General features: G+C 70.4%; 19 protein-coding genes and 1 riboswitch. Of the genes, 6 read left to right on the top strand and 13 right to left on the bottom strand.

Annotated features, from left to right (window positions below):
- Entirely contained in the window at nucleotides 1-1,020 is a 1,020-nt protein-coding gene (gene trpS, locus ACWD10_RS00990) for a tryptophan--tRNA ligase (protein WP_451085549.1), read from the bottom strand.
- A 156-nt stretch (nucleotides 1,021-1,176) separates the two neighbouring features.
- Complete coding sequence (locus tag ACWD10_RS00985; RefSeq protein WP_451085547.1) at nucleotides 1,177-2,646, bottom strand: glycine hydroxymethyltransferase; 1,470 nt, start codon at nucleotides 2,644-2,646, stop codon at nucleotides 1,177-1,179.
- A 31-nt stretch (nucleotides 2,647-2,677) separates the two neighbouring features.
- A riboswitch (ZMP/ZTP riboswitch) is annotated at nucleotides 2,678-2,764 on the bottom strand.
- Between the two features lie 105 nt (nucleotides 2,765-2,869).
- On the opposite strand from ACWD10_RS00985, the gene rocD reads away from it, so the two are divergent.
- Nucleotides 2,870-4,102 (top strand): ornithine--oxo-acid transaminase, encoded by a 1,233-nt coding sequence (rocD, locus tag ACWD10_RS00980; RefSeq protein ID WP_451085545.1) that lies wholly within the window; start codon nucleotides 2,870-2,872, stop codon nucleotides 4,100-4,102.
- 23 nt (nucleotides 4,103-4,125) lie between these two features.
- Here rocD and ACWD10_RS00975 read toward each other — a convergent pair whose 3' ends face one another.
- Both ACWD10_RS00975 and ACWD10_RS00970 read right to left on the bottom strand, forming a co-directional pair.
- Entirely contained in the window at nucleotides 4,126-5,310 is a 1,185-nt protein-coding gene (locus ACWD10_RS00975; protein WP_451085543.1) for a glutathionylspermidine synthase family protein, read from the bottom strand.
- 10 nt (nucleotides 5,311-5,320) lie between these two features.
- Nucleotides 5,321-5,632: a hypothetical protein gene (locus ACWD10_RS00970; protein WP_451085541.1), complete on the bottom strand. Its 312-nt coding sequence runs from the start codon at nucleotides 5,630-5,632 to the stop codon at nucleotides 5,321-5,323.
- A gap of 126 nt (nucleotides 5,633-5,758) precedes the next feature.
- On the opposite strand from ACWD10_RS00970, the gene ACWD10_RS00965 reads away from it, so the two are divergent.
- Both ACWD10_RS00965 and ACWD10_RS00960 read left to right on the top strand, forming a co-directional pair.
- Complete coding sequence (locus tag ACWD10_RS00965; RefSeq protein ID WP_451085539.1) at nucleotides 5,759-6,625, top strand: helix-turn-helix domain-containing protein; 867 nt, start codon at nucleotides 5,759-5,761, stop codon at nucleotides 6,623-6,625.
- Nucleotides 6,622-6,855, top strand: coding sequence for a DUF397 domain-containing protein (locus ACWD10_RS00960; protein WP_451085537.1), 234 nt, complete (start codon nucleotides 6,622-6,624; stop codon nucleotides 6,853-6,855). Before ACWD10_RS00965 ends, ACWD10_RS00960 begins: the two co-directional genes overlap by 4 nt.
- Here the strand turns inward: ACWD10_RS00960 and pdxR are convergent.
- Complete coding sequence (gene pdxR / locus ACWD10_RS00955; protein WP_451085535.1) at nucleotides 6,835-8,247, bottom strand: MocR-like pyridoxine biosynthesis transcription factor PdxR; 1,413 nt, start codon at nucleotides 8,245-8,247, stop codon at nucleotides 6,835-6,837. The genes ACWD10_RS00960 and pdxR overlap by 21 nt on opposite strands.
- A 59-nt stretch (nucleotides 8,248-8,306) precedes the next feature.
- Between pdxR and ACWD10_RS00950 the strand changes: the two genes are divergently transcribed.
- Genes ACWD10_RS00950 through ACWD10_RS00940 form a run of 3 tightly spaced genes read left to right on the top strand, consistent with a single transcriptional unit; the run spans nucleotide 8,307 to nucleotide 10,078 of the window.
- Complete coding sequence (locus ACWD10_RS00950) at nucleotides 8,307-8,840, top strand: carboxymuconolactone decarboxylase family protein (RefSeq protein ID WP_451085879.1); 534 nt, start codon at nucleotides 8,307-8,309, stop codon at nucleotides 8,838-8,840.
- Between the two features lie 30 nt (nucleotides 8,841-8,870).
- The gene (locus ACWD10_RS00945; protein ID WP_451085533.1) at nucleotides 8,871-9,323 is read left to right on the top strand and encodes a carboxymuconolactone decarboxylase family protein; all 453 of its coding nucleotides are present in this window, start codon (nucleotides 8,871-8,873) and stop codon (nucleotides 9,321-9,323) included.
- Nucleotides 9,317-10,078 carry an isocitrate lyase/PEP mutase family protein gene (locus ACWD10_RS00940; protein ID WP_451085531.1) on the top strand — a complete coding sequence of 254 codons (762 nt, stop codon included), beginning with the start codon at nucleotides 9,317-9,319 and terminating at the stop codon, nucleotides 10,076-10,078. The genes ACWD10_RS00945 and ACWD10_RS00940 overlap by 7 nt, the downstream gene beginning before the upstream one ends.
- Nucleotides 10,079-10,201: 123 nt before the next feature.
- Here ACWD10_RS00940 and ACWD10_RS00935 read toward each other — a convergent pair whose 3' ends face one another.
- The 8 genes from ACWD10_RS00935 to ACWD10_RS00900 form a co-directional block, all read right to left on the bottom strand.
- On the bottom strand, nucleotides 10,202-11,191 hold the full coding sequence (locus ACWD10_RS00935) for an ABC transporter substrate-binding protein (RefSeq protein WP_451085529.1): 990 nt from the start codon (nucleotides 11,189-11,191) through the stop codon (nucleotides 10,202-10,204).
- 60 nt (nucleotides 11,192-11,251) lie between these two features.
- On the bottom strand, nucleotides 11,252-13,309 hold the full coding sequence (locus ACWD10_RS00930) for an ABC transporter permease (protein ID WP_451085527.1): 2,058 nt from the start codon (nucleotides 13,307-13,309) through the stop codon (nucleotides 11,252-11,254).
- The gene (locus ACWD10_RS00925) at nucleotides 13,306-14,505 is read right to left on the bottom strand and encodes a quaternary amine ABC transporter ATP-binding protein (RefSeq protein ID WP_451085525.1); all 1,200 of its coding nucleotides are present in this window, start codon (nucleotides 14,503-14,505) and stop codon (nucleotides 13,306-13,308) included. Before ACWD10_RS00925 ends, ACWD10_RS00930 begins: the two co-directional genes overlap by 4 nt.
- Nucleotides 14,502-16,034 (bottom strand): GMC family oxidoreductase, encoded by a 1,533-nt coding sequence (locus ACWD10_RS00920; RefSeq protein WP_451085523.1) that lies wholly within the window; start codon nucleotides 16,032-16,034, stop codon nucleotides 14,502-14,504. The genes ACWD10_RS00925 and ACWD10_RS00920 overlap by 4 nt, the downstream gene beginning before the upstream one ends.
- Before the next feature lie 160 nt (nucleotides 16,035-16,194).
- Nucleotides 16,195-17,697: an aldehyde dehydrogenase family protein gene (locus tag ACWD10_RS00915; protein WP_451085521.1), complete on the bottom strand. Its 1,503-nt coding sequence runs from the start codon at nucleotides 17,695-17,697 to the stop codon at nucleotides 16,195-16,197.
- Nucleotides 17,698-18,098: 401 nt separating this feature from the next.
- The gene (locus ACWD10_RS00910) at nucleotides 18,099-19,052 is read right to left on the bottom strand and encodes a hypothetical protein (RefSeq protein ID WP_451085519.1); all 954 of its coding nucleotides are present in this window, start codon (nucleotides 19,050-19,052) and stop codon (nucleotides 18,099-18,101) included.
- A 41-nt stretch (nucleotides 19,053-19,093) separates the two neighbouring features.
- On the bottom strand, nucleotides 19,094-19,486 hold the full coding sequence (locus tag ACWD10_RS00905; RefSeq protein WP_451085517.1) for a hypothetical protein: 393 nt from the start codon (nucleotides 19,484-19,486) through the stop codon (nucleotides 19,094-19,096).
- Nucleotides 19,473-21,230 (bottom strand): hypothetical protein, encoded by a 1,758-nt coding sequence (locus ACWD10_RS00900; RefSeq protein WP_451085515.1) that lies wholly within the window; start codon nucleotides 21,228-21,230, stop codon nucleotides 19,473-19,475. The genes ACWD10_RS00905 and ACWD10_RS00900 overlap by 14 nt, the downstream gene beginning before the upstream one ends.
- Nucleotides 21,231-21,262: the final 32 nt, after the last annotated feature.

The raw sequence follows: 21,262 nt of genomic DNA, 5'->3' as shown, positions 1-21,262 counted from the left end.
TCAGTGCTTCGCGGGGACGAAGCCGACCTTGTCGTATGCCGCGGCCAGGGTCTCCGCGGCGACCGCCCGCGCCTTCTCGGCACCCTTGGCGAGGATCGAGTCGAGCGTCTCCGGGTCGTCCAGGTACTCCTGGGTGCGCTCCCGGAACGGCGTCACGAACTCGACCATCACCTCGGCGAGGTCGGTCTTCAGCGCACCGTAGCCCTTGCCGACGTACTTCTGCTCCAGTTCCGGAATTCCCGTTCCGGTCAGGGTGGAGTAGATGCTCAGGAGGTTGCTGATGCCCGGCTTCTCGTCGGCGTCGAAGCGAATCTCGGTGCCCGTGTCGGTGACCGCGCTCTTGACCTTCTTGGCGGTGGCCTTCGGCTCGTCGAGCAGGTTGATCAGGCCCTTGGGCGTGGAGGCCGACTTGCTCATCTTGATCGACGGGTCCTGGAGGTCGTAGATCTTCGCGACCTCCTTGAGGATGTGCGGCTTCGGGACCGTGAAGGTCTGGCCGAACCGGCCGTTGAAACGCTCGGCCAGGTCGCGGGTGAGCTCGACGTGCTGCCGCTGGTCCTCGCCGACCGGGACCTCGTTGGCCTGGTACAGGAGGATGTCGGCGACCTGGAGGATCGGGTACGTGAACAGGCCGACGGAGGCGCGGTCGGCGCCCTGCTTGCTGGACTTGTCCTTGAACTGCGTCATGCGGGACGCCTCGCCGAAGCCGGTGAGGCAGTTCATCAGCCAGGCGAGCTGGGCGTGCTCGGGCACATGGCTCTGCACGAAGAGCGTGCACCGCTCCGGGTCGAGCCCGGCGGCGAGCAGCTGCGCGGCGGCGAGCCGGGTGTTGGCCCGCAGCTCAGCGGGGTCCTGCGGCACGGTGATCGCGTGCAGGTCCACGACCATGTAGAAGGCGTCGTGGGTCTCTTGCAGCGCGACCCATTGGCGAACGGCGCCGAGGTAGTTGCCGAGGTGGAAAGAGCCTGCGGTGGGCTGGATCCCGGAGAGCACACGAGGTCGGTTGGCCATGGGGCCCATTGTCTCAGGTGTCGGGGACAGCTCCGGACGGGCTCAATATTGAGCCCGTCCGGCGATTGAGGAACGGGGGTGCAGGGGGCAGAGCCCCCTGCTTACGGGAAGGGGCGGGGCTGGGGAAGAAAGCCCGCCCCGCCCACCCGCAGGGATCAGCTGAGGTCAGCTGAGGTCAATCCCGGGGTACAGGGGGAACCCCTGCAGCAGGTCGGAGGCCCGGCGGGCGACGTCGTCCGACGTCTTCTCGTCCAGCACGTGCTGGGCCTTGGAGACCGCCCCCTTGCTCGTCGTCCCCTGCTTCGTCGCCGAGAGCACCGTGTCGATCAGCCCCGCGATCTCGTCCATCTCCGCCGTACCGAGCCCCCGAGTCGTCAGCGCGGGCGTACCGATCCGGATACCGGACGTGTACCAGGCACCATTCGGGTCGGCCGGGATCGCGTTCCGGTTCGTGACCACGCCGGAGGCGAGCAGCGCGGCCTCGGCCTGGCGACCCGTGAGGCCGTAGGACGAAGCCACGTCGATCAGGTTCAGGTGGTTGTCGCTGCCGCCGGACACCAGCGTCGCGCCGCGCCGCGTCAGGCCCTCGGCCAGGGCCCGCGAGTTGTCCACGACCCGCTGCGCGTAGTCCCGGAACGCGGGCTGCCGGGCCTCGGCGAGCGCCACCGCCTTCGCGCCCATGACATGGCCGAGCGGCCCGCCGAGCACCATCGGACAGCCGCGGTCGACCTGGTCCTTGAGCGTCTCGTCACACAGCACGAGCCCACCACGCGGGCCGCGCAGCGACTTGTGTGTGGTGGTCGTCACGATCTGCGCGTGCGGCACCGGGTCGAAGTCGCCGGTGAGCACCTTGCCCGCGACGAGGCCCGCGAAGTGCGCCATGTCGACCATCAGGGTCGCGCCCACCTCGTCGGCGATCTCCCGCATGATCCGGAAGTTCACCAGGCGCGGGTACGCCGAGTAGCCCGCCACGATCACCAGCGGCTTGAACTCGCGGGCCTGGACGCGCAGCGCCTCGTAGTCGACGAGCCCGGTGGCCGGGTCGGTGCCGTAGCTGCGCTGGTCGAACATCTTGCCCGAGATGTTCGGCCGGAAGCCGTGCGTGAGGTGACCACCCGCGTCCAGGGACATGCCGAGCATCCGCTGGTTACCGAGGTCGTGGCGGAGCTGCGCCCAGTCGGCCTCGGTCAGGTCGTTGACCTGGCGGGCACCGGCCTTCTCCAGGGCGGGCGCCTCGACCCGCTGGGCGAGTACGGCCCAGAACGCGACCAGGTTGGCGTCGATACCGGAGTGCGGCTGCACATAAGCGTGCCGCGCGCCGAAGAGCTCGCGGGCGTGCTCGGCGGCGACGGACTCGACGGTGTCGATGTTGCGGCAGCCTGCGTAGAAGCGGCGGCCGATGGTGCCCTCGGCGTACTTGTCGCTCATCCAGTTGCCCATGGCGAGCAGCGTGGCCGGGGACGCGTAGTTCTCGGAGGCGATCAGCTTGAGCATCTCGCGCTGGTCCGCGAGCTCCTGGCCGATGGCGTCCGCGACGCGGGGCTCGACGGCGCGGATCACATCGAGGGCGTTACGGAAGGCGGTGTTCGCGGCGGCGGAAGCGGACGTCGGGTTGGCGGGAGTGGGCTCGGACAAGGCAGGGACCTCCGGACGAGTTCGTCATTCTCGGTACGGCCCAGGCGCACGGCACACAGTTCACGGACCGCTCCCCGATGGTTGCCCCCATCTCAGCGCGCCAGTCACGGCCCTGCGGTCACCTTACCCGCGCGCGTCGGGCCGGGTTTCTTCGTCCGGCATACGAGCGACGATAGAAAAGGGCACCACCCAAGCCCCAAGCCGCAGGACGATCGGAGAACCCGTGACTCGTACGGAAAAGACGGAGACGGACAACACGGAGACGGCCCGCGCCATCGCCTCCGCCGAGGCGCACAGCGCGCACAACTACCACCCGCTGCCCGTCGTCGTGGCCACCGCCGAGGGCGCCTGGATGACGGACGTCGAGGGGCGCCGCTACCTCGACATGCTCGCCGGGTACTCGGCGCTCAACTTCGGGCACGGCAACCGCCGTCTCCTCGACGCCGCCCGGGCGCAGCTCGACCGGGTGACGCTGACCTCGCGGGCCTTCCACCACGACCGGTTCGCGGACTTCTGTACGCAGCTCGCCGAGCTGTGCGGCATGGACATGGTCCTGCCGATGAACACCGGCGCGGAGGCCGTGGAGACCGCCGTGAAGACCGCCCGCAAGTGGGGCTACCGGGTCAAGGGCGTGCCCGACGGGCGGGCGAAGATCGTGGTCGCGGAGAACAACTTCCACGGGCGTACGACGACGATCGTCAGCTTCTCCACGGACGAGGAGGCCCGCGCGGACTACGGCCCGTACACGCCGGGCTTCGAGATCGTGCCGTACGGCGACCTGGACGCGATGCGGGCCGCGGTCGACGAGGACACCGTGGCGGTGCTCCTGGAGCCGATCCAGGGCGAGGCCGGGGTGCTCGTGCCGCCGGCCGGGTATCTGTCCGGGGTGCGGGAGCTGACCCGCGAGCGGAACGTGCTGTTCATGGCGGACGAGATCCAGTCCGGGCTCGGCCGTACCGGGAAGACCTTCGCGTGCGAGCACGAGGGCGTCGTCCCGGACGTGTACGTGCTCGGCAAGGCCCTCGGCGGCGGCGTCGTACCGGTCTCGGCCGTGGTGGCGTCGAACGACGTCCTCGGCATCTACCGGCCGGGTGAGCACGGCTCGACGTTCGGCGGCAACCCGCTCGCCTGCGCCGTCGGCCTCGAAGTGATCGCGATGCTGCGGACCGGCGAATTCCAGCAGCGGGCCACGGAGTTGGGCGAGCATCTCCACCGCGAGCTCGGGCTGCTCACCGGCGGTGGCGCGGTCCGTGAGGTGCGCGGCCGCGGCCTGTGGGCGGGCGTCGACATCGACCCGTCGTACGGCACCGGCCGGGAGATCTCCGAGAAGCTGATGGACCGGGGCGTGCTCGTGAAGGACACGCACGGCTCGACGATCCGGATCGCGCCGCCGCTGGTGATCAGCAAGGAGGACCTGGACTGGGGTCTCGATCAGCTGCGCGCCGTACTCAGCTGATCGCCGTACTCAGCTGATCGCGGTTACAGGATCACGTGGGGCAGGAAGCGGGCGTACCCGTCCGTGACCAGGCCCGACGACTCACGGATACCGAGCCCCGCCGCCTCGTCCTCGACGACCCACGCACCGAGCACCACACGGTTGCCGTCGAAGTCGGGCAGCGGGGCCAACTCCTGGTAGCAGCAGGCTTCTTCGGGCACCGCCACCGGGGAGCCCGGCTCGTGCACGGTGACGCCCGCACCCTCGCGGCCGAGCAGCGGCTTGGCGACGTACCCCGTGGTGTGCGCGAGCTCGCGCGGCCCGTCGACGTAGGCGGGCAGCAGGTTCGGGTGGCCCGGGTAGAGATCCCAGAGGATCGCGAGCAGCGCCTTGTTGGAGAGCAGCATCTTCCAGGCGGGCTCGATCCAGAGCGTGGAGCCGGTACCGCCGCCGTTGTCCAGGGTGTCGAGGACGTGCGGCCCGAAGGCATCCGTCGCCAGCCACTCCCACGGATAGAGCTTGAAACAGCTGCGGATGAACCGGAGTTGCTCGTCCACGAAGCGGCCGGTGAGCCGGTCCCAGCCGATGTCCTCGACCGCGATCGCCTCGGTGTCGAGCCCGGCCTGCTCGGCGGTCTCGCGCAGATACGCCACCGTCATCAGGTCCTCGCCGAGCTCGTCGCCCGCCGAGTGCGCGAAGTACAGCGGGGAGCCCGGGGGCAGCAGCGCGGCCTGCTTCTTCCAGGCGTCGATCAGGCGCTCGTGCAGCGAGTTCCACTGGTCGGCGCCGGGGAAGCGCTCCTCCATCCAGAACCACTGGGGTCCGGCGGCCTCGATCAGCGAGGTCGGCGTATCGGCGTTGTACTCCAGGAGCTTGGCCGGTCCGCTCCCGTCGTACCGCAGGTCGAACCGGCCGTAGACGGACGGCAGTTCGGCCCGCCGCCGCCACGACTCGGCGACGAGCGCGGCGAGCCGGGGGTCGGTGATGCCGAGCTCGGCGAAGCGGTCGCGCTCGACGATGTGCGCGGCTGCCGCCAGGCACATGGCGTGCAGCTCCTCGACGACCTCTTCGAGCGCCTCGACCTCGGGCAGCGAGAAGACGTAGTACGCGGACTCGTCCCAGTACGGGCGCAGACTGCCGTCCGGGAAGCGGGTCAGCGGGTAGATGCAGCCCTGCTCCTCGACGGTCTGCTGCCAGCCGGGGCGGGGCTCGATGGTGCGGCGTTCCATGACGAGCCGGTCAGCCTCCGGAGGAGCCGGAGCAGCCGAAACCGCCCCTGCTGACATCCGACTTGTTGAAGCTGCCGCCCTCGACCTTGCCGTTCTTGGAGCTGCCGCCGTAGTAGTACGAGCCGCTGCCACTGCGGCTCTTGCACTCGTACTTGGGCAGCTGCCTCCCGCTGACCGGGTCCGCACAGCGCTTGTCCGGCTCGGAGCCGCAGGCGCTGAGGGCGGCGGCGAGCACGCCCATGCCGCCGAGGATGACGGTGCTGGAGCGGAGCCGCCGGGGCTTCTGCGCGTGTGGCTGGATTTGAGCTTGCTTCTCTGTCATGTGCACTCCCCGTTGATCGGCTGCGGAGAAGGGTACTTTCGCGGTTCGGGGAACTTTCGGAGGGGTCTCGTACGTACGCTAAGTAGTCACGGAACGTGCAAGCAGAGTGACCGGGGGTGGTGGGGCGTGAGCAACGAGATCGACAACGGCCCTGCGGACGAGGCCAGTTGGGATGTCGCGACGGACGACGAGGTCGCGATGGATCTGGCGGAGGCCGTGGGGCGGCAGATCAAGTCGTGGCGCGAGGAACGGCAGCTGCGCATCGCGGACTTCGCGAAGGCGATGGGGTACGGGGAAGACCTCATCCGCAAGGTGGAGCGGGGAGCACGGATTCCGACGCCGGAGTGCCTGGACCTGGCGGACCAAGTGCTGGACGCCCACGGACACATCAAGGCCCTGAAGCCGGACGCCCAGAAGGCCCGGTACCCGAAGAAGGTGCGGGACCTGGCGAAGCTGGAGCGGCGGGCGATCGGGATCGGCTCGTACAACAACTCTGTGATCGACGGGTTGTTGCAGACGCGGGAGTACGCGGAGGCAGTTATCCGCAATCGCCAACCACCCTTCCCCGAGGACGAGATCGAGCGGCGCGTGGCGGGTCGCATGGATCGCCAGGGGATCCTCGACAGTAAGAGGGGGCTGCCGGTTTTCACCTTCGTCCAGTGCGAGTCGACGCTACGACTCACCATCGGGGGCACAATGGTGATGCGTCGGCAGCTCGAACATCTGCTGGAGATGGGGCGGTTGCCGAACGTCTCCATCCAGGTCTTGCCCCTGAACAGCGAGGAGAACGCGAGCCTCGCGGGACCGTACCAGTTGCTCAAGCTCAACGACGGCACCACGGTCGCACACATGGAGGTCCAGCACCTCAGGCGACTGATCAACAATCCGCGGGAACTTCAGATCCTGGAGTACCGCTATGGCATGATCCAGGCACAGGCGCTTGACCCGATGAAATCGCTGGCCTTTATCGAGAAAGTGCGGGGACAGACATGAACCTGGAATGGTTCAAGAGCAGTTACAGCACGGACGAGGGCGCGGCCTGCGTCGAGGTGGCCTGGGCCAAGAGCAGTTACAGCACCGGAGACGGACCGGAGTGCGTTGAGGTAGCCACCACCCCCGACGCCATCCACGTCCGCGACTCCAAGAACCCCGACGGCCCACAGCTCGCCTTCGCGCCCGCCGCCTGGGACGGATTCACGCAGCTAGCCAAGCGCAGCGACTAGCGCCTCAAGCGCCCCAGGCCAAAGATGGGGCGGCGGGGTGCCGTACCCCACCACCAACCCGTCCCGCCGCGGCAACGTGGCCTCCGTATGCCGGAATTGGCCGAGCCCCACCACCGAAAGCCCCTGCCACAACGCCGCCCGGATGGCCGACTGCTCGGTCCCGTCAGGGAGTTCGAGCACCGCGTGCAGTCCGGCCGCGATGCCGGTCACGCGCACCTCCGGCACCCGTTCCGCCAGCGCCGCGACCAGCGCGTCACGCCGCCGCCGGTAGCGCAACCGTGCGGCCCGGACATGACGGTCGTACGCCCCCGAGCTCAGGAACTCCGCGAGGGTCAACTGGTCGAGCACCCCGCACGCCCAGTCCACCGCCCCCTTCGCCTCGGCCACCTCCTCCGCCAGACCGGCGGGGAGCACCAGCCAGCCGAGCCGGAGGCCGGGGGCGAGGGACTTGCTCGCGGTGCCGAGGTAGACGACCCGGTCGGGGTCGAGGCTCTGGAGCGCGCCGACGGCCTGCCGGTCGTAGCGGAACTCGCCGTCGTAGTCGTCCTCCAGGATCAGCCCGCCGGTCGACCGCGCCCACTCCACCGCCTCGGCCCGCCGCTGCGGCGACAGCGGGGTGCCGGTGGGGAACTGGTGGGCGGGCGTGAGCAGCACCGCACCAGGATTCAGGGCACCCAACTCGGCCGTGCGCGTACCGAGTTCGTCGAGGGAGAGCGGCGGGATGCGCAGCCCCGCCTCGGTGAGCCGTTCCCAGTACGGGGCCATGCCGTACGGCTCGACGGCCACGTCCCGGACGCCGCGGCGCCGCAGCACCGTCGCGAGCAGCATCAGGCCGTGCACGAACCCGGAGCAGACCACGATCCGGTCCGGCTCCGCGTACACGCCACGGGAGCGGGCCACGTACCCGGCGAGCGCGGTGCGCAGCTCGATCCGGCCGCGCGGGTCGCCGAAGCCGAACGCGTCGTGCGGCGCGGCGGCGAGGGCACGGCGGGCGGCCTTCAGCCACGCGGTACGGGGGAAGAAGCTGAGGTCGGGGAGGCCGGGCAGCAGGCTGTACGCCGTGGAGCCCTCCGGCCGCGGCGGGCGGGGCGTCCCGGGCCGTGGCACGGTGCGCGCGGCGACGCGGGTGCCGGAGCCCTGCCGGGCGGTGAGCCAGCCCTCGGCGACGAGGTCGGCGTAGGCGTCGGCCACGGTGTTGCGGGCGATGCCCAGGTCGACGGCGAGGGTGCGGGAGGACGGAAGGCGGGTGCCGGGGGCGAGACGGCCGCCACGGACGGCCTCGCGCAGCGCGTCGGTGAGGCGTTTGCGTACGCCCTTGGACGGGCCGTCGAGGTCCAGGTGCAGGTCGACGCCGCCGCCTTCGCCACCCAAAGTGGCCCACGTTTTCGCCATAGAAGTGGACCATACCCCTGGGCGACTTCCGCCCTAGGGTCGTACGCATGACGACAACGATGAATGAAGCACCTGAAACCCCTGAAACGCCCGAAACTCCCGCGAGCGGCCAATATGCCCCCGAAATCCCCCAGCGCCTCGCCTGGGCCAAGCACGCCCCCGAGGTCTACAAGGCCATGATCCAGCTGGAGATCGCCTCCAAGAAGGGCCTCGACCCGACGCTCTTCGAGCTGGTCAAGATCCGCGCCTCGCAGCTCAACCACTGCGCGTTCTGCCTGGACATGCACACCAAGGACGCCCTGGCGGCGGGCGAGTCGGTGGAGCGGATCGTGCAGCTGAGCGCGTGGGAGGAATCGCGGCACTTCTACACGGAGAAGGAACTGGCGGCCATCGAGCTGACGGAGGCGGTCACGGTCCTGACGGACGGCTTCGTACCGGACGAGGTCTACGAGAAAGCGGCCGCGAACTTCACCGAGCCGGAACTGGCCCAACTGATCGCCGCGATCACAACGATCAACGCATGGAACCGGTTCGGCGTGACGTGCCGCCTGACGCCGGGCCACTACAAGCCGGGCCAGTTCAAGACGGCGTAACGGGTGAGCGCTGAGCAAGGAGCAGAAAGAGTGACCACCCGCACCACCACGCTGCCCCCCGAGTTCCGCGACGCGATGCGCGCGCTCAGCGCGGTCGCGAAGCGGGGCCTGGGGGATCCGGCGCTCGCCGAGCTCGTGATGATCCGCGCCTCGCAGATCAACCGTTGCGCGTTCTGCCTCGACATGCACCTCGCGCTCGCCCGCAAGAACGGCGGGCCCGGTATCGAGGGCCGCCTCGACCAGCTCAACTCCTGGGAAGAAACGGACGGTTACTACACGGAACGCGAGCGGGCCGCGCTCGCCCTGACGGAGGCGGTCACGGTCCTGACGGACGGCTTCGTACCGGACGAGGTCTACGAGAAGGCCGCCACGCACTTCACGGAACCGGAACTGGCCCACCTGGTCGCGGTGATCACGACGATCAACGGCTGGAACCGCCTGATGGTCAGCCGCCGCATCAAGCCCGGAGGCCCGGCGTGGTGAACGAAACGCCCGCGGCCGCGGCGGCCGCGGCCTTCCGCGCCCTGCACCACGACCGCACCCCCGGCGACCCGCTGATCCTCCCGGGCCCCTGGGACGCGGCCAGCGCCCGGGAGTTCGCCGAGGCGGGCTTCGAGGCGCTGGCGGTGCCGAGCGCGGGCGTGGCGGCCTCACTCGGGTACGCGGACGGGGCGACCCCGGCGGACGAGATGTTCGCGGCGGTCACCCGGATCGTGCGCGCGGTGGCGGAGTACGGCATCCCGGTCTCGGCGGACCTGGAGGACGGCTACGGCCTCCCGCCGAGGGAACTCGTGGCCCGCACCCTGGAGACGGGCGCGGTCGGCGTGAACCTCGAGGACTCGACGGAGGGAACCCTCAAAGACCCGGATCGGCAAGCCGATTGGCTGGCCGAGGTCCGGGCGGCGGCGGACGGCGCCCTGTTCCTCAACGCCCGCGTGGACACGTACGTACGAGGCATGCGGGACGAGGAAGCCCTGAACGAGACGCTCCACCGAACACGCCTCTACGTGGCGGCGGGCGCCGACGGCATCTACCCCATCCTCGCCCCACCGGACCACCTGCCCACCCTGACCTCCGCAACCCCGGAAACCCCGCTCAACGCCCTCGCCCACCCCCAGGCACCTCCCCCATCCCGCCTGGGCGAACTCGGCGCGTCCCGGGTCACGTTCGGGCCCGGCCTGCAACGGCGCGCGATGGCGGCGGTACGAGAGATGGCGCGGGAGCTGCGCGCGGGGTGAGGGGCGCCGGGGCGGGCGCGGCAACGGGGACCCAACACCCTCTGAATACGCCGGTGCCGGGCCCCCAAGGGGTGCCCGGCACCGGCGTATTCAGGCTGCCGTTACGGCAAGGGCCTTACTTCTTCACTTCTTCGGGATCCAGGCCTTCCAGACGTCCTCGTTGTCCTTGATCCACTTCTTCGCGGCCTGCTCGCCGGACATCTTGTCCTTGGCGATGTACTTCGCGACCTCGTTCTGCTGCTCGGTCGTCCACTTGAAGTTCTTCAGGAACTCGGCCGCCTTGCCGCCGTCCTTGGCGAAGTCGGCGTTGAAGTACTTCTGGAGCGGAGTGTTGGCGTAGCCGCACTCCGTCTTCTCCTTGGGCTCGTTGCAGCCTTCCTTGAACTCGGGGAGCTTGACCTCGACGAGCTCAACGTCGTTGTTCAGCCACTGCGGCTCCCACCAGTAGGTGACGAAGGGCTGCTTGTTCTTGTACTTCTGCTGGATCTCCTTGATCTGAGCGGCCTCGTTGCCGGTCTCCTTGATCTTGAAGTTCAGCTTGTGGTTCTTGATGAGGTACTCGTCGTACGTGGTGTACGACGGGGCCGCACCGAGGAACTCGCCCTTGTCGCCGGACTCCGAGGTCTGGAAGTCCTTGTAGAGCTTGTTCAGGCCCTCGTAGGTCTTCGCCTCGGGGTGCTTGTCGGCGTAGTACTTCGGGATGAACCAGCCGATGTGGCCGGTGACGCCCAGGTCGCCGCCCTTGACGACGCTCTTCTTCTGGTCCAGGTACAGCTTCTGCTTCTCCGGCTGGCCGTCCCAGTCCTCGAGGATCGCGTCGGCCTTGCCGTTGTTCAGGGCGTCCCAGGCGATGGGCTCGTCCATGGTCTTGAGCTCGACCTTCTTGACGCCCACCTCCTCCTCCAGGAGGACCTTGGCGACCTCGGCGTTGGCCTGCGCGCCGACCCAGGACGGGACGGTGATGGTCACCTTGTCGGAGCCGCCCGCGGAGTTGCCGGTGGCGGCGGCGCCGCAGCCGGTGAGGGCCAGGACGCCGAGGGTGCCGGCGGAGGCGGCGACGATGGTGCCTATGCGCTTATTGCTGAACTTGGTGCTGAGTTTGGTGCGCTTCATTGGTTCAAGTCCCTTGCTTGCCAGGTGGGTTGTGCGGGGGTTCCGGGGTGAGGGGTGGGTTCAGACCGTCACAGGCAGCGGTGGCTGCACCGGTCCCTTCTTCTTCAGGGCCGCCTTCGGCTGCGAGATCCGGTCCAACAGCACGCCCAGGCAGACGATCGCGATACCGGCCGTCATACCGAGCGCCAGGTCGCCCTTGGCCAGGCCCTTGACCACGTCGACGCCGAGCGCGCCGCCGCCGATCATGCCCGCGATGACCACCATCGACAGGACCAGGACGACGCCCTGGTTCACCGCGAGGAGCAGCGACGGGCGGGCCAGGGGCAGCTGCACCTGGAGGAGCTGCTGGCTCGTCGAGGCGCCGAGCGAGCGGGATGCCTCCAGGGCCGCCGGGTCGATCCCGCGGACGCCCTGGTTGGTGATCCGGACCACCGCGGGCAGGGCGTAGATCACGGCCGCCGCCACACCCGCCGTACGACCGCCGCTGAACAGCGCGACCATCGGGATCAGGTAGACGAACTGCGGCATGGTCTGCATGGTGTCGAGCACCGGCCGGATGGCCCGCTCGACCCAGTCGACCCGGGCGGCGAGCACGCCGATCGCGAAGCCGAGCACCAGGGTCACGACCAGGGCCGCGATGACCTGCGACAGGGTGTCCATGGAGCGGGTCCACAGGCCCATGCCGCCGATCAGGCCGAGCGCGAGCACCACGGTGACCGCGGCCCGCCAGCGGCCCACCAGGTAGGCGAGCACCCCGGCGACCAGGAGCAGCGCCCACCACGGGGTGGCCTGCAGCGCGTCGCGCAGCGGGTTGATGACGTACTCGGCGAAGCCGGAGGCCCAGGTGAGGGTGCCGCCGATGACCGGGATGCCGGAGCCGAGTTCGGCCTCGATCCAGTCGACCACGGTGTTCACCGGCTCGGCGATGGCGACGATCCAGTTGTCGGGCCACTCCACCATGGCGGTGGCGGCGCCGATCGCGGTGCCGATACCGGTGGCGACCGCGACGCCCGCCCAGGTCAGCCAGGTGCGGGCGCGGCTCGTGACGCCCGCGGCCGGGTCGTCGAGGTGCTCGCCGACCGCCGCGGTGGTGCGGTCGAGCCAGATGGCGATCAGGACGATCGCGATGCCCGCGGCCAGCGCCTGGCCGACGTCCAGGATGGACAGGGAGCGGTAGATCTCCTCGCCGAGGCCGCCCGCGCCGATCATCGAGGCGAGCACGACCATCGACAGGGCCATCATGATCGTCTGGTTGAGGCCGAGCAGCATCTGCTTACGGGCCAGCGGGAGCCGGGCCGTCAGGAGCTGCTGCCGGTACGTGGCACCGAGCGACTGGGAGGCCTCCAGGGCCGCCGCGTCGGCGCCGCGCAGGCCGAGCGAGGTGAGCCGCGCCATCGGCGGGGCCGCGTAGATCACGGTGGTGACGAAGGCGGACGGGGTGCCGACGTCGAAGATCAGCACGAACGGCAGCAGATACGAGAAGGCCGGAAGGACCTGCATCGTGTCGAAGACCGGGCGCAGGATCCGCTCACCGCGGTCGGAGAGCCCGGAGATCATGCCGAGCACCACGCCCACGAGGGCGGCGGCGACGACACACACGATCATGAGACCGAGGGTCTCCATCGCGGGTTCCCACATGCCGAGCAGGCCGATCACCAGGAACGTGGCGAGCGCGGTGCCCGCGGTGCGCAGCGCGCGCCGCCGCAGCCCGGCGCCGCCCGCCGCCCAGGCGACGAGGACGGCGGCGACGGTCACGCCGATGAAGCCGAGGCTCTCCAGGCCGAGGACGACCGAGTCGACCGCGGACTGCGCGGTGTTGCTGATGTGCAGCAGGAAGTAGAGGAACAGCGGGTGCGTGTCCCGGTTGTCGACCAGCCACTGGTTGAGGTCGCCCAGCGGGGAGCGCAGGTCGAAGGTGAGACCGGCGGGCCAGACGCCGCTGCCGCTGGTGACCGCGCCGATGGCAGCGACGAGCAGGGCGGCGGCCAGGACCATGGCCCTGGGGTTGCCGAGCAGGCGGGCCCAGAAGCCCGGGGCCTGCGGCACCTCCGCGGGCTCGGTCTTCGTCACGCGGTCCCGCTTGTCGAGTACGGGGGTCTGCGTCGGGGCGGCACTCATATGGTGGCCGCCTTCTTCTCGACGGCATCGGCCTTGTCGGCGGCACCGGCCTTCGCGGCGGCGCCGGCGGCGTCCTCGTCGATTCCGGCCACCACGGAGAGCAGCTGGGCGTGGTCGACGATGCCGAGGGTGCGGCCGTCGTCGACGACCCGGCAGTGCTCGCCGCTGCGCGCGACGGCCTCGATGGCGTCGACGACGCGGGTGTCCGGGGCGAGCGCGGCGCCGGACTCGGCCTCCCCGGCGTTGGCGGCCGGGCGCATCGCGCGGCGTACCGAGATGACCTGCTCCCGCGGGACGTCCCGGACGAAGTCGCGGACGTAGTCGTCGGCCGGGTTGGCGACGATCTCCTCGGGGGTGCCGAGCTGCACGATCTCGCCGCCGCGCATCAGCATGATGCGGTCGCCGAGGCGCAGCGCCTCGGAGAGGTCGTGGGTGATGAAGACCATGGTGCGGCCCTCTTCGCGGTGCAGGCGGATGACCTCCTCCTGCATGTCCCGGCGGATCAGCGGGTCGAGGGCGCTGAACGGCTCGTCGAAGAGCAGCACCTCGGGGTCGACGGCGAGCGCGCGGGCCAGGCCGACGCGCTGCTGCTGACCACCGGAGAGCTGGGTGGGGCGGCGGTGCTCCATGCCGACGAGGCCGACCTTCTCGACGATCTCCTGGGCCTTGGCGCGGCGCTCGGCCTTGCCGACGCCCTGGATCTCCAGGCCGTACGCGACGTTGTCGAGCACCGAGCGGTGCGGCAGGAGGCCGAAGTTCTGGAAGACCATCGCGGCGCGGTGCCTGCGGAGCTCGCGCAGCTTGTCCTTGTCGAGGGCGCGGACGTCCTCACCGTCGAAGAACAGGGAGCCGCCGGTCGGCTCGATGAGCCGGGTGAGGGTCCGCACGAGCGTGGACTTGCCGGAGCCGGACAGGCCCATGACGACGAAGACCTCGCCGCGCTTGACGTCGAAGGAGACGTCGCGGACGGCCGCGGTGCAGCCGGTGCGCGCGGTCAGCTCGGCCGCGGACAGTCCGGCGAGCTCCTTGTCGTCGGCGACGCGTTCGGCCTTGGGGCCGAAGACCTTCCACAGGTTGCGGACCGAGAAGACCGGGGTCCCGGCGGCGTCAGCGGCCTGGTCGGCCGTGGCGTCGACGGTGGCCACGGCGGCGTCCGTATGGTCGGGGTTCTCAGGGCTCTTCGTGGTGGCGGTCATCGGACATCACTCCCGGTGCTCAGCAGTTCCGCGCACTTCTCCCCCACCATCAGCACCCCGATCATCGGGTTCACGGCGGGCATCGTCGGGAAGACGGACGCATCGGCGATACGGATGCCGTCCAGGCCCCGGATCCTCAGCTCCGGGTCCACGACGGCCAGTTCATCTGTGGTGGCCCCCATGCGGCAGGTGCCCGCCGGGTGGTACACGGTGTGCGCCACCTTGCGCGCGTACTCGCTGATCTCCTCGTCGGAGGTGACCTCCGGGCCGGGGCAGACCTCGCGCCCCAGCCAGTGGGCGAGCGGCTCGGTCTTGGCGACCTCACGGGCGATCTTGATGCCGTCGACGAGCGTCTTGCCGTCGTAGTCGTCCTCGTCCGTGAAGTACCGGAAGTCGAGGGCGGGCTTGACCTCCGGGTCCGCGCTGGTGAGGTAGATCCGGCCGCGGCTCTTCGGCTTGGGGATGTTGGGCGTCATCGACACACCGTGCTCGGGGCGCTCGTAGCCGAGCCGCTCCGGGTTGTCGGTGAACGGGATTTGGTAGAAGTGGAACATCAGGTCGGGGCCCTCGACGTCGGGGTCCCGCTGCACGAACAGACCGGCGTCGCTGTCCATCGCGGAGTTGTCCGGGATCGGCCCGTTGGTCTCCCAGACGATGACGGACTCCGGGTGGTCGAGCAGGTTCTCGCCGACGCCCGGCAGGTCGTGCCACGCGTCGATGCCGAGGGCCTCGAGGTCCTCCTTGCGCCCGATGCCGGAGTGCATGAGCAGCCGCGGGGTGTCCACGGCACCGGCGCAGACGAGCACTTCCTGGCCCGCCTCGACGAGGATCTCCGCGCCGTCCTTGGTGCGCACGTGTACGCCCTTGGCCCGGGTGCCGTCGAACTCCAGCTGGTACGCCCAGGTCTCGAGCATCAGCGTGAGGTTCGGGCGGTCGCCCGCCTCGATGTGCGGGTGCAGGTAGGCGACGGAGGCCGAGGACCGCTTGTTGGTCTCGGGGTGGTAGGCGAGGTCGAAGAAGCCGACGCCGTCCTTGAAGGGCTTCTTGTTGAAGCCCTCGACGCGCGGCACGCCGAGCGCGCTCTGCGCGGCGTCGACGAAGTCGCGGGCGATGGCGTTCCGGTCCTTCTCGTCCACGGCCACGATGTTGTTGCGCAGCTTGCCGAAGTACGGCTCCATGGACGCGGCGTCCCAGCCCTCGGCGCCGTTCGCGGCCCATTCGTCCCAGTCGGACGGCAGCGGCTTGAACGAGATGAGGGTGTTGTGGGAGGAGCAGCCGCCGAGGACCTTGGCGCGGCTGTGCCGGATGTGCGAGTTGCCGCGGGGCTGCTCGACCGTCGGGTAGTCGTAGTCGAGGTCACCGCCGAGCAGGCCGAGCCAGCGGCGCAGGGTGAGGACGTCGTCGCGGTCGATGTCGGTCGGGCCGCCCTCGATCACCGCGACGGTGACGTCGGGGTTCTCGGTGAGACGGGAGGCGATCACCGAACCTGCGGTGCCGCCGCCGATCACGACGTAGTCGTACTGAGGCATCTGTCTTCTTGCTCCACTTCTTGCAAAGTGCTGCGCTTTTGGGGTTGTACGGGTGCTGTCCGGCCCGCCCAGCGTGACCGGGCGAGCACGTTCAGCGTGTTGGACCGGGAGTCTGGGGTCCCACCCCCGGTCGCGGGAAGGGGCCGGACCATAGAAAAAATCAGCCGCCGAACCAGCGCACCGGCTCTGGCGCCAGGTTCTGGTAGATGTGCTTGCTCTCCCGGTATTCGGCGAGACCGGCCGGTCCGAGCTCACGTCCGACGCCCGACTTGCCGAAGCCGCCCCACTCCGCCTGCGGCAGGTAGGGGTGGAAGTCGTTGATCCAGACGGTGCCGTGCCGCAGCCGGGCCGCGACGCGGCGGGCACGGCCCGCGTCCTGCGTCCAGACGGCGCCCGCGAGCCCGTACTCGGTGTCGTTGGCGAGCGCCACGGCCTCGTCCTCGGTCGTGAAGGTCTCCACGGAGAGCACCGGGCCGAAGACCTCTTCGCGGACGACGCGCATCTCGCGGTGGCACTGGTCGAGCACGGTCGGCTCGAAGAAGTAGCCCTCGGCGGGCCGCACGTCGCTGGGCTCGGGGCGCTTGCCGCCGGTCACCAGCTTCGCGCCCTCTTCCAGGGCGGAGGCGACGTACATCTCGGTCTTGTCGAGCTGCTGCTGGGAGACGAGCGGGCCGCACTCGACGCCGTCCTCGGTGCCGCGGCCGAGCTTGATCTTGCTTGCGCGGCGGGCGAGTTCGGCCACGAAGCGGTCGCGCACCGACTCCTCGATGATGAGCCGGCCACCGGCCGAGCAGACCTGACCGCTGTGGATGAAGGCGGCGTTGAGCGCCTGGTCCACGGCGGTGTCGAAGCCCTCGTCCGTGGCGCAGGCGTCCGCGAAGACCACGTTCGGGTTCTTGCCGCCGAGTTCGAGGGCGACCTTCTTGACGCCGACGGCCGCGGCCTGCGCCACCTTGGTGCCGCTGACCAGGCCACCCGTGAAGGAGATCAGGTCGACGTCGGGGTGCTCGCCGAAGCGGGCGCCGACGGTGTGGCCCGGGCCGGTCACGATGTTCGCGACACCCTCCGGAAGCCCTGCCTCCGCGAGGAGTTCGACGAGCTTCACGGTGGTCAGCGGGGTGACCTCGCTGGGCTTGATGACGAAGGTGTTGCCCGCGGCGAGCGCCGGGGCGATCTTCCAACTGGCCTGGAGCAGCGGGTAGTTCCAGGGCGTGATCATCGCGCAGACGCCCACGGGCTCGTGCACGACGACGCTGTGGATGGTGTCGGAACCCGCGTCGACGACGCGCCCGGCGCCCTCGCCGATGACGAGGTCCGCGAAGTAGCGGAAGGCGTCGGCGACACAGTCGACGTCGATCCGCCCCTCTTCCACGGTCTTTCCGGCGTCGCGGCTCTCCAGGAGGCCGATCTCCTCGCGGTCCCGTACGAGCAGGTCCGCTACCTTGCGCAGCAGCGCGGCACGCTCGGCGACCGAGGTCTTCGGCCAGGGGCCGTCCTCGAACGCCCGCTTGGCGGCGGCGATAGCGGCGTCCGCGTCCTCGACGCCGCCCTCGGCCACGACGGCGAACGGCTTGGCATCCGCGGGGTCGAGGATCTCGCGGATGGCGCCGGAAGCGGCTTTGCGCCACTCCCCGCCCACATAGATGGTCTGTTCAGCCGACACGTCGCGTTTTGCCTTCCATTCCCGTCTTGTTCACTGCCGGTATCCGGCAGCCCGGGGCTGCTGCCCTCCAATGAGGAAAGCATGCATAACGGCTGGATAAAGTGGGTCGGGTCACTCCGTTTGATAGCCGCAGTTAGCACGCTCGACCGGAAAAGGGCAGTTTGCCCTAGTCAGCCCTGGCCGAACACGCTAAGGCCGTATCGGCTCGCGGGATCCCGAATTCCCCGGTGACATAGGTCACATATCAACGTTCCGTGAAATTCCGGCCGCGATGAGTGAGGCTTTCGGGTCGCTCTTTGTGCATTCCGTTTTTACGGTACGTAGCCATGGGCGCGAGAAATACACAGCGTCACACCACGGCGCCCCTCGTGACGACGGGGCTCAATTCACGACGTCGGGGCTCAGTTCACGCCACGCAAGGAGTGCGCGGCCGTCTCCTGTACCTCCCGCTGCTCCGGCCACTCCTCGGCGGGACCGCTGGTCAGGACCGCATAGAGCGCGTCGGGCGCCTCCGCACGCAGCGGCAGGACGCGGTCGAGCACCCGTACCTCGCCGCCCCACTCGCCACTGAGATACGAGTAGTCCAGCTCGTACGCCGTACGAGGATCCTCGGGGGTCTCGGGGACCTCGCCCAGGCTGTTGCGGCGGTAGTCGTCGAGCCGCTTCTTCAGGTCCTTCTCGGCGAGGACGAGGGTGGACCGGGGGTCCGCGTCCTCCTCGGTGACGCGGAAGACCTGCACCTTGCGGGGGCCGCCGTCGGGCTCCTCGTAGAAGTAGACGGTCACGCCCTTGAGGCCGGGCTTGGTGCGGCGCTCCCAGTCCTCCGGCACGGCGATCTCGAACTCCGGCTCGTGGACGGTCCGGTAGCCGGGCGGGGCCGGGGACGGTGTCGGCGATGCGGTTCCGGTGGGAGCCGTGGGCTCGGTGGTGGGTCCGGTGCCGGTGGGCTCCGCCGTCGGGTCGCCCGGGGACTCGGACACCACGGTGGGCCCCGGCTTCGGGTCCGGCGGGCCGCCGTCGCCCCGCCCCCACAACAGATAGCCGCCGACCCCGGCCCCGAGTACGGCGGCCGCGGCCACGACGACCACGGCGTTTCGGCGCACCCCGGCCCGGGAGTCGGGGCCGGGCCCTTGGCCGTCAGGGCCCGGCCCAGGGCCGTCGGAAGGCGGCACCACCTCGGGCGGCAGCGGCGGCCCGGGCGGCACCCCCGGCGGCGGGGGCGAGGCCGGAGGCGGGGACGAAGCCGGAGCCGGGGGCGAGGCCGGGGGCGGGGGCGGGGGCGGCGCCGCGTACCGGCGCGTGGCGGACGGCTCCCCGCTCTCCTCCCAGCTCTGCGTCTCCGCGTTCCAGTGCACGCCGTCCCCGCCCCCGGCCCCTCTTCCGTCACCGGCCACGCTCAGGCCCCCGTCGTCAGCGCCGCCACCGCCTGCGCCACCGTGCCCGCCGAGGCGAACAGCGCGGCCACCCCGCCCGCGTCCGCGAGCGCCTGCCGGAGCCGGACGAGCCGCCCTTGCCCCGCGCGCCCGTCCCGCTCGATCTCGCCCTCGGCGTCCGCGAGTTCCGCGTCCAACGCCGTGACCTGAGGGTTCTCCACCATCCGGGCCAGGTCGGTACGGAGCTCGCGCACCGCGCGCAGCAGCTCCTCGTGCGCCGGGTCGCGTGGGGCGCCGCCCGACCGGTTCACCACCACGTTGTTGTTCCCCACGGTCACGGCCGAGCCCTGCACATCCCCGATCCGGACACTCCGCGCCGCACCCGCCGAGCCGTCCGCCGCGTCACCCGTTGCCATCCGTGCCTCCCTGCGCCTTGGTGAAGGGGTCCGGGGCCGCCTGAGCCCCGGACGTGTTGCTGACGACGTTGTGATCCCCGATCGTCACGGCCGAGCCCTCGGCCCGCTCGATGAAGACGCCGCCGCCGCTGACGTTGACGACCTTCTGCGCGAACTCGTCGGTGCGGTACCCGCATTCGGTGAGCGCCTGCCGCACCCCGTGCGCCACCCGGTCCTGCACGGACTTCAAGTAACGGCGTACGTCCATGTCCTGGAACAGCGACGCGTCGTCGCCCTGCCCCAGCTCCCGCACCGACACCGCGGGCCCGTCGGCGAGCGCCGCACCGTACCCGCCGTTGAGGACGCGCCAGGTCAGGGCGGCGCCGCGGAAGAGCGTGACCGCCGCGAACCCGATCGACCGCGGCGTCCTGGCGAGCGCCCAGATCGCCTTGCCGAAGGCGCTGTTGTGCCGGTACTGGTGCGCCAGCCGGTCCGCGTCCTCGAACTCCTCACGCACCGGAAGCAGCACATGCGGGGCGATCTCCAGCATCAGCATGCCGCCCTGCGTGTGCACCCGGACGAACACCGTCGTGACGATGTTCTCCTCCCAGCCGCCGACGCGGATGCGCAGAAAGTGCCGCCGCGCCTCGCCGCCCTCTTCGACGCTGTCCGCCTGGTGCGCCGCGAATTGCCCGTACGGGGCGAGATCACGCCGCGGCAGCCCGGCCACCGGCAGGAACACGCACTCGTCGATCTCCAGCTGCCGCAGCCGGTCCCGCACCCGGCCCACGGCGTGCGAGGCGGGCACCCGCAACTGGGCGAGGAGCGGGCGGATCTTCTCCAGGATCAGCCGGTTGCTGACCGGCTTCTGCGTCTCGGCCGCGTCGTCCGGGCGCAGCTCCACGGCGAGCGTCCAGGCGTCGTACGCGTGGCCGGCGCCGCAGAACGGGCGTCCGGCGTGGTACAGCACGAGCGGGGCGTGCTGTTCGTCCCGGATGCGCTGCCGGAGCCGCTGGAACCGGGCGCTGTCGTACCGCTCGGCCGGGTCGGCATCGAGGTCGGGGAAGTGCTGGGGGTGCAGTTCGCCCGTGAGCGCCCGCGCGAACTGCCCGCGCTGCCCGGTCAGACAGGCGGCGATCAGGATCGTGATGACGAGACAGACCCAGGCGTGGAACGGCTGCGCCCCGGCGCTCGCCCCGGCGGCGAGCAGCTCGGTGATGGCGTCGGGCGCGAGGTCCTGGGCCAGCGCGCCCGGGTCCGTGCCCAGGGCCGGTCCGGAGCCGAAGGCGATCCCCACGACGTCGATCAGCATCAGGGCCAGCCAGATCCGGGCCCACCAGCGCAGCACCAGCGCCGGAAAGGTGCGGTACACGGGCGGCCGCGCGGCCTCGCCCCGCAGCCGGGCGGCACCGGCGAGGATGACGCCGGGCAGCAGAACGAGCAGCAGCAGCCCCTCGCTGAGGATCAGGCCGACCAGCCAGAGGCCCAGGATCAGCGCGGACCAGCCGAGTTCGGCGCGCCGCGCGCGCAGGGCGTGGGCGAGGACGCGGGCCGCGTCGAAGCCGAGCGCCGGGGCGGCGAACCGCTCCTCGTGGACGTACAACTCCTCGATGACCCGGTTCCGGAAGGGCTCGTCGAGGTAGCTGCCCGCGCAGAGCAGCCGCGTGGCCTCGCTGGCCGAGGGCGGCACCGGTGGGACGGCGGACGGTAACCCGTCGGCGCCAGTCCCGGGCTCCTGCTCCGGAACATGGATCTGCTGAGTCACCGCTGCTCCCCCTACAGGCTGTGTGCGCAGGG

The organism is Streptomyces sp. NPDC002851 (assembly GCF_053591935.1).
This window is presented reverse-complemented; position numbering and strand designations above follow the sequence as displayed.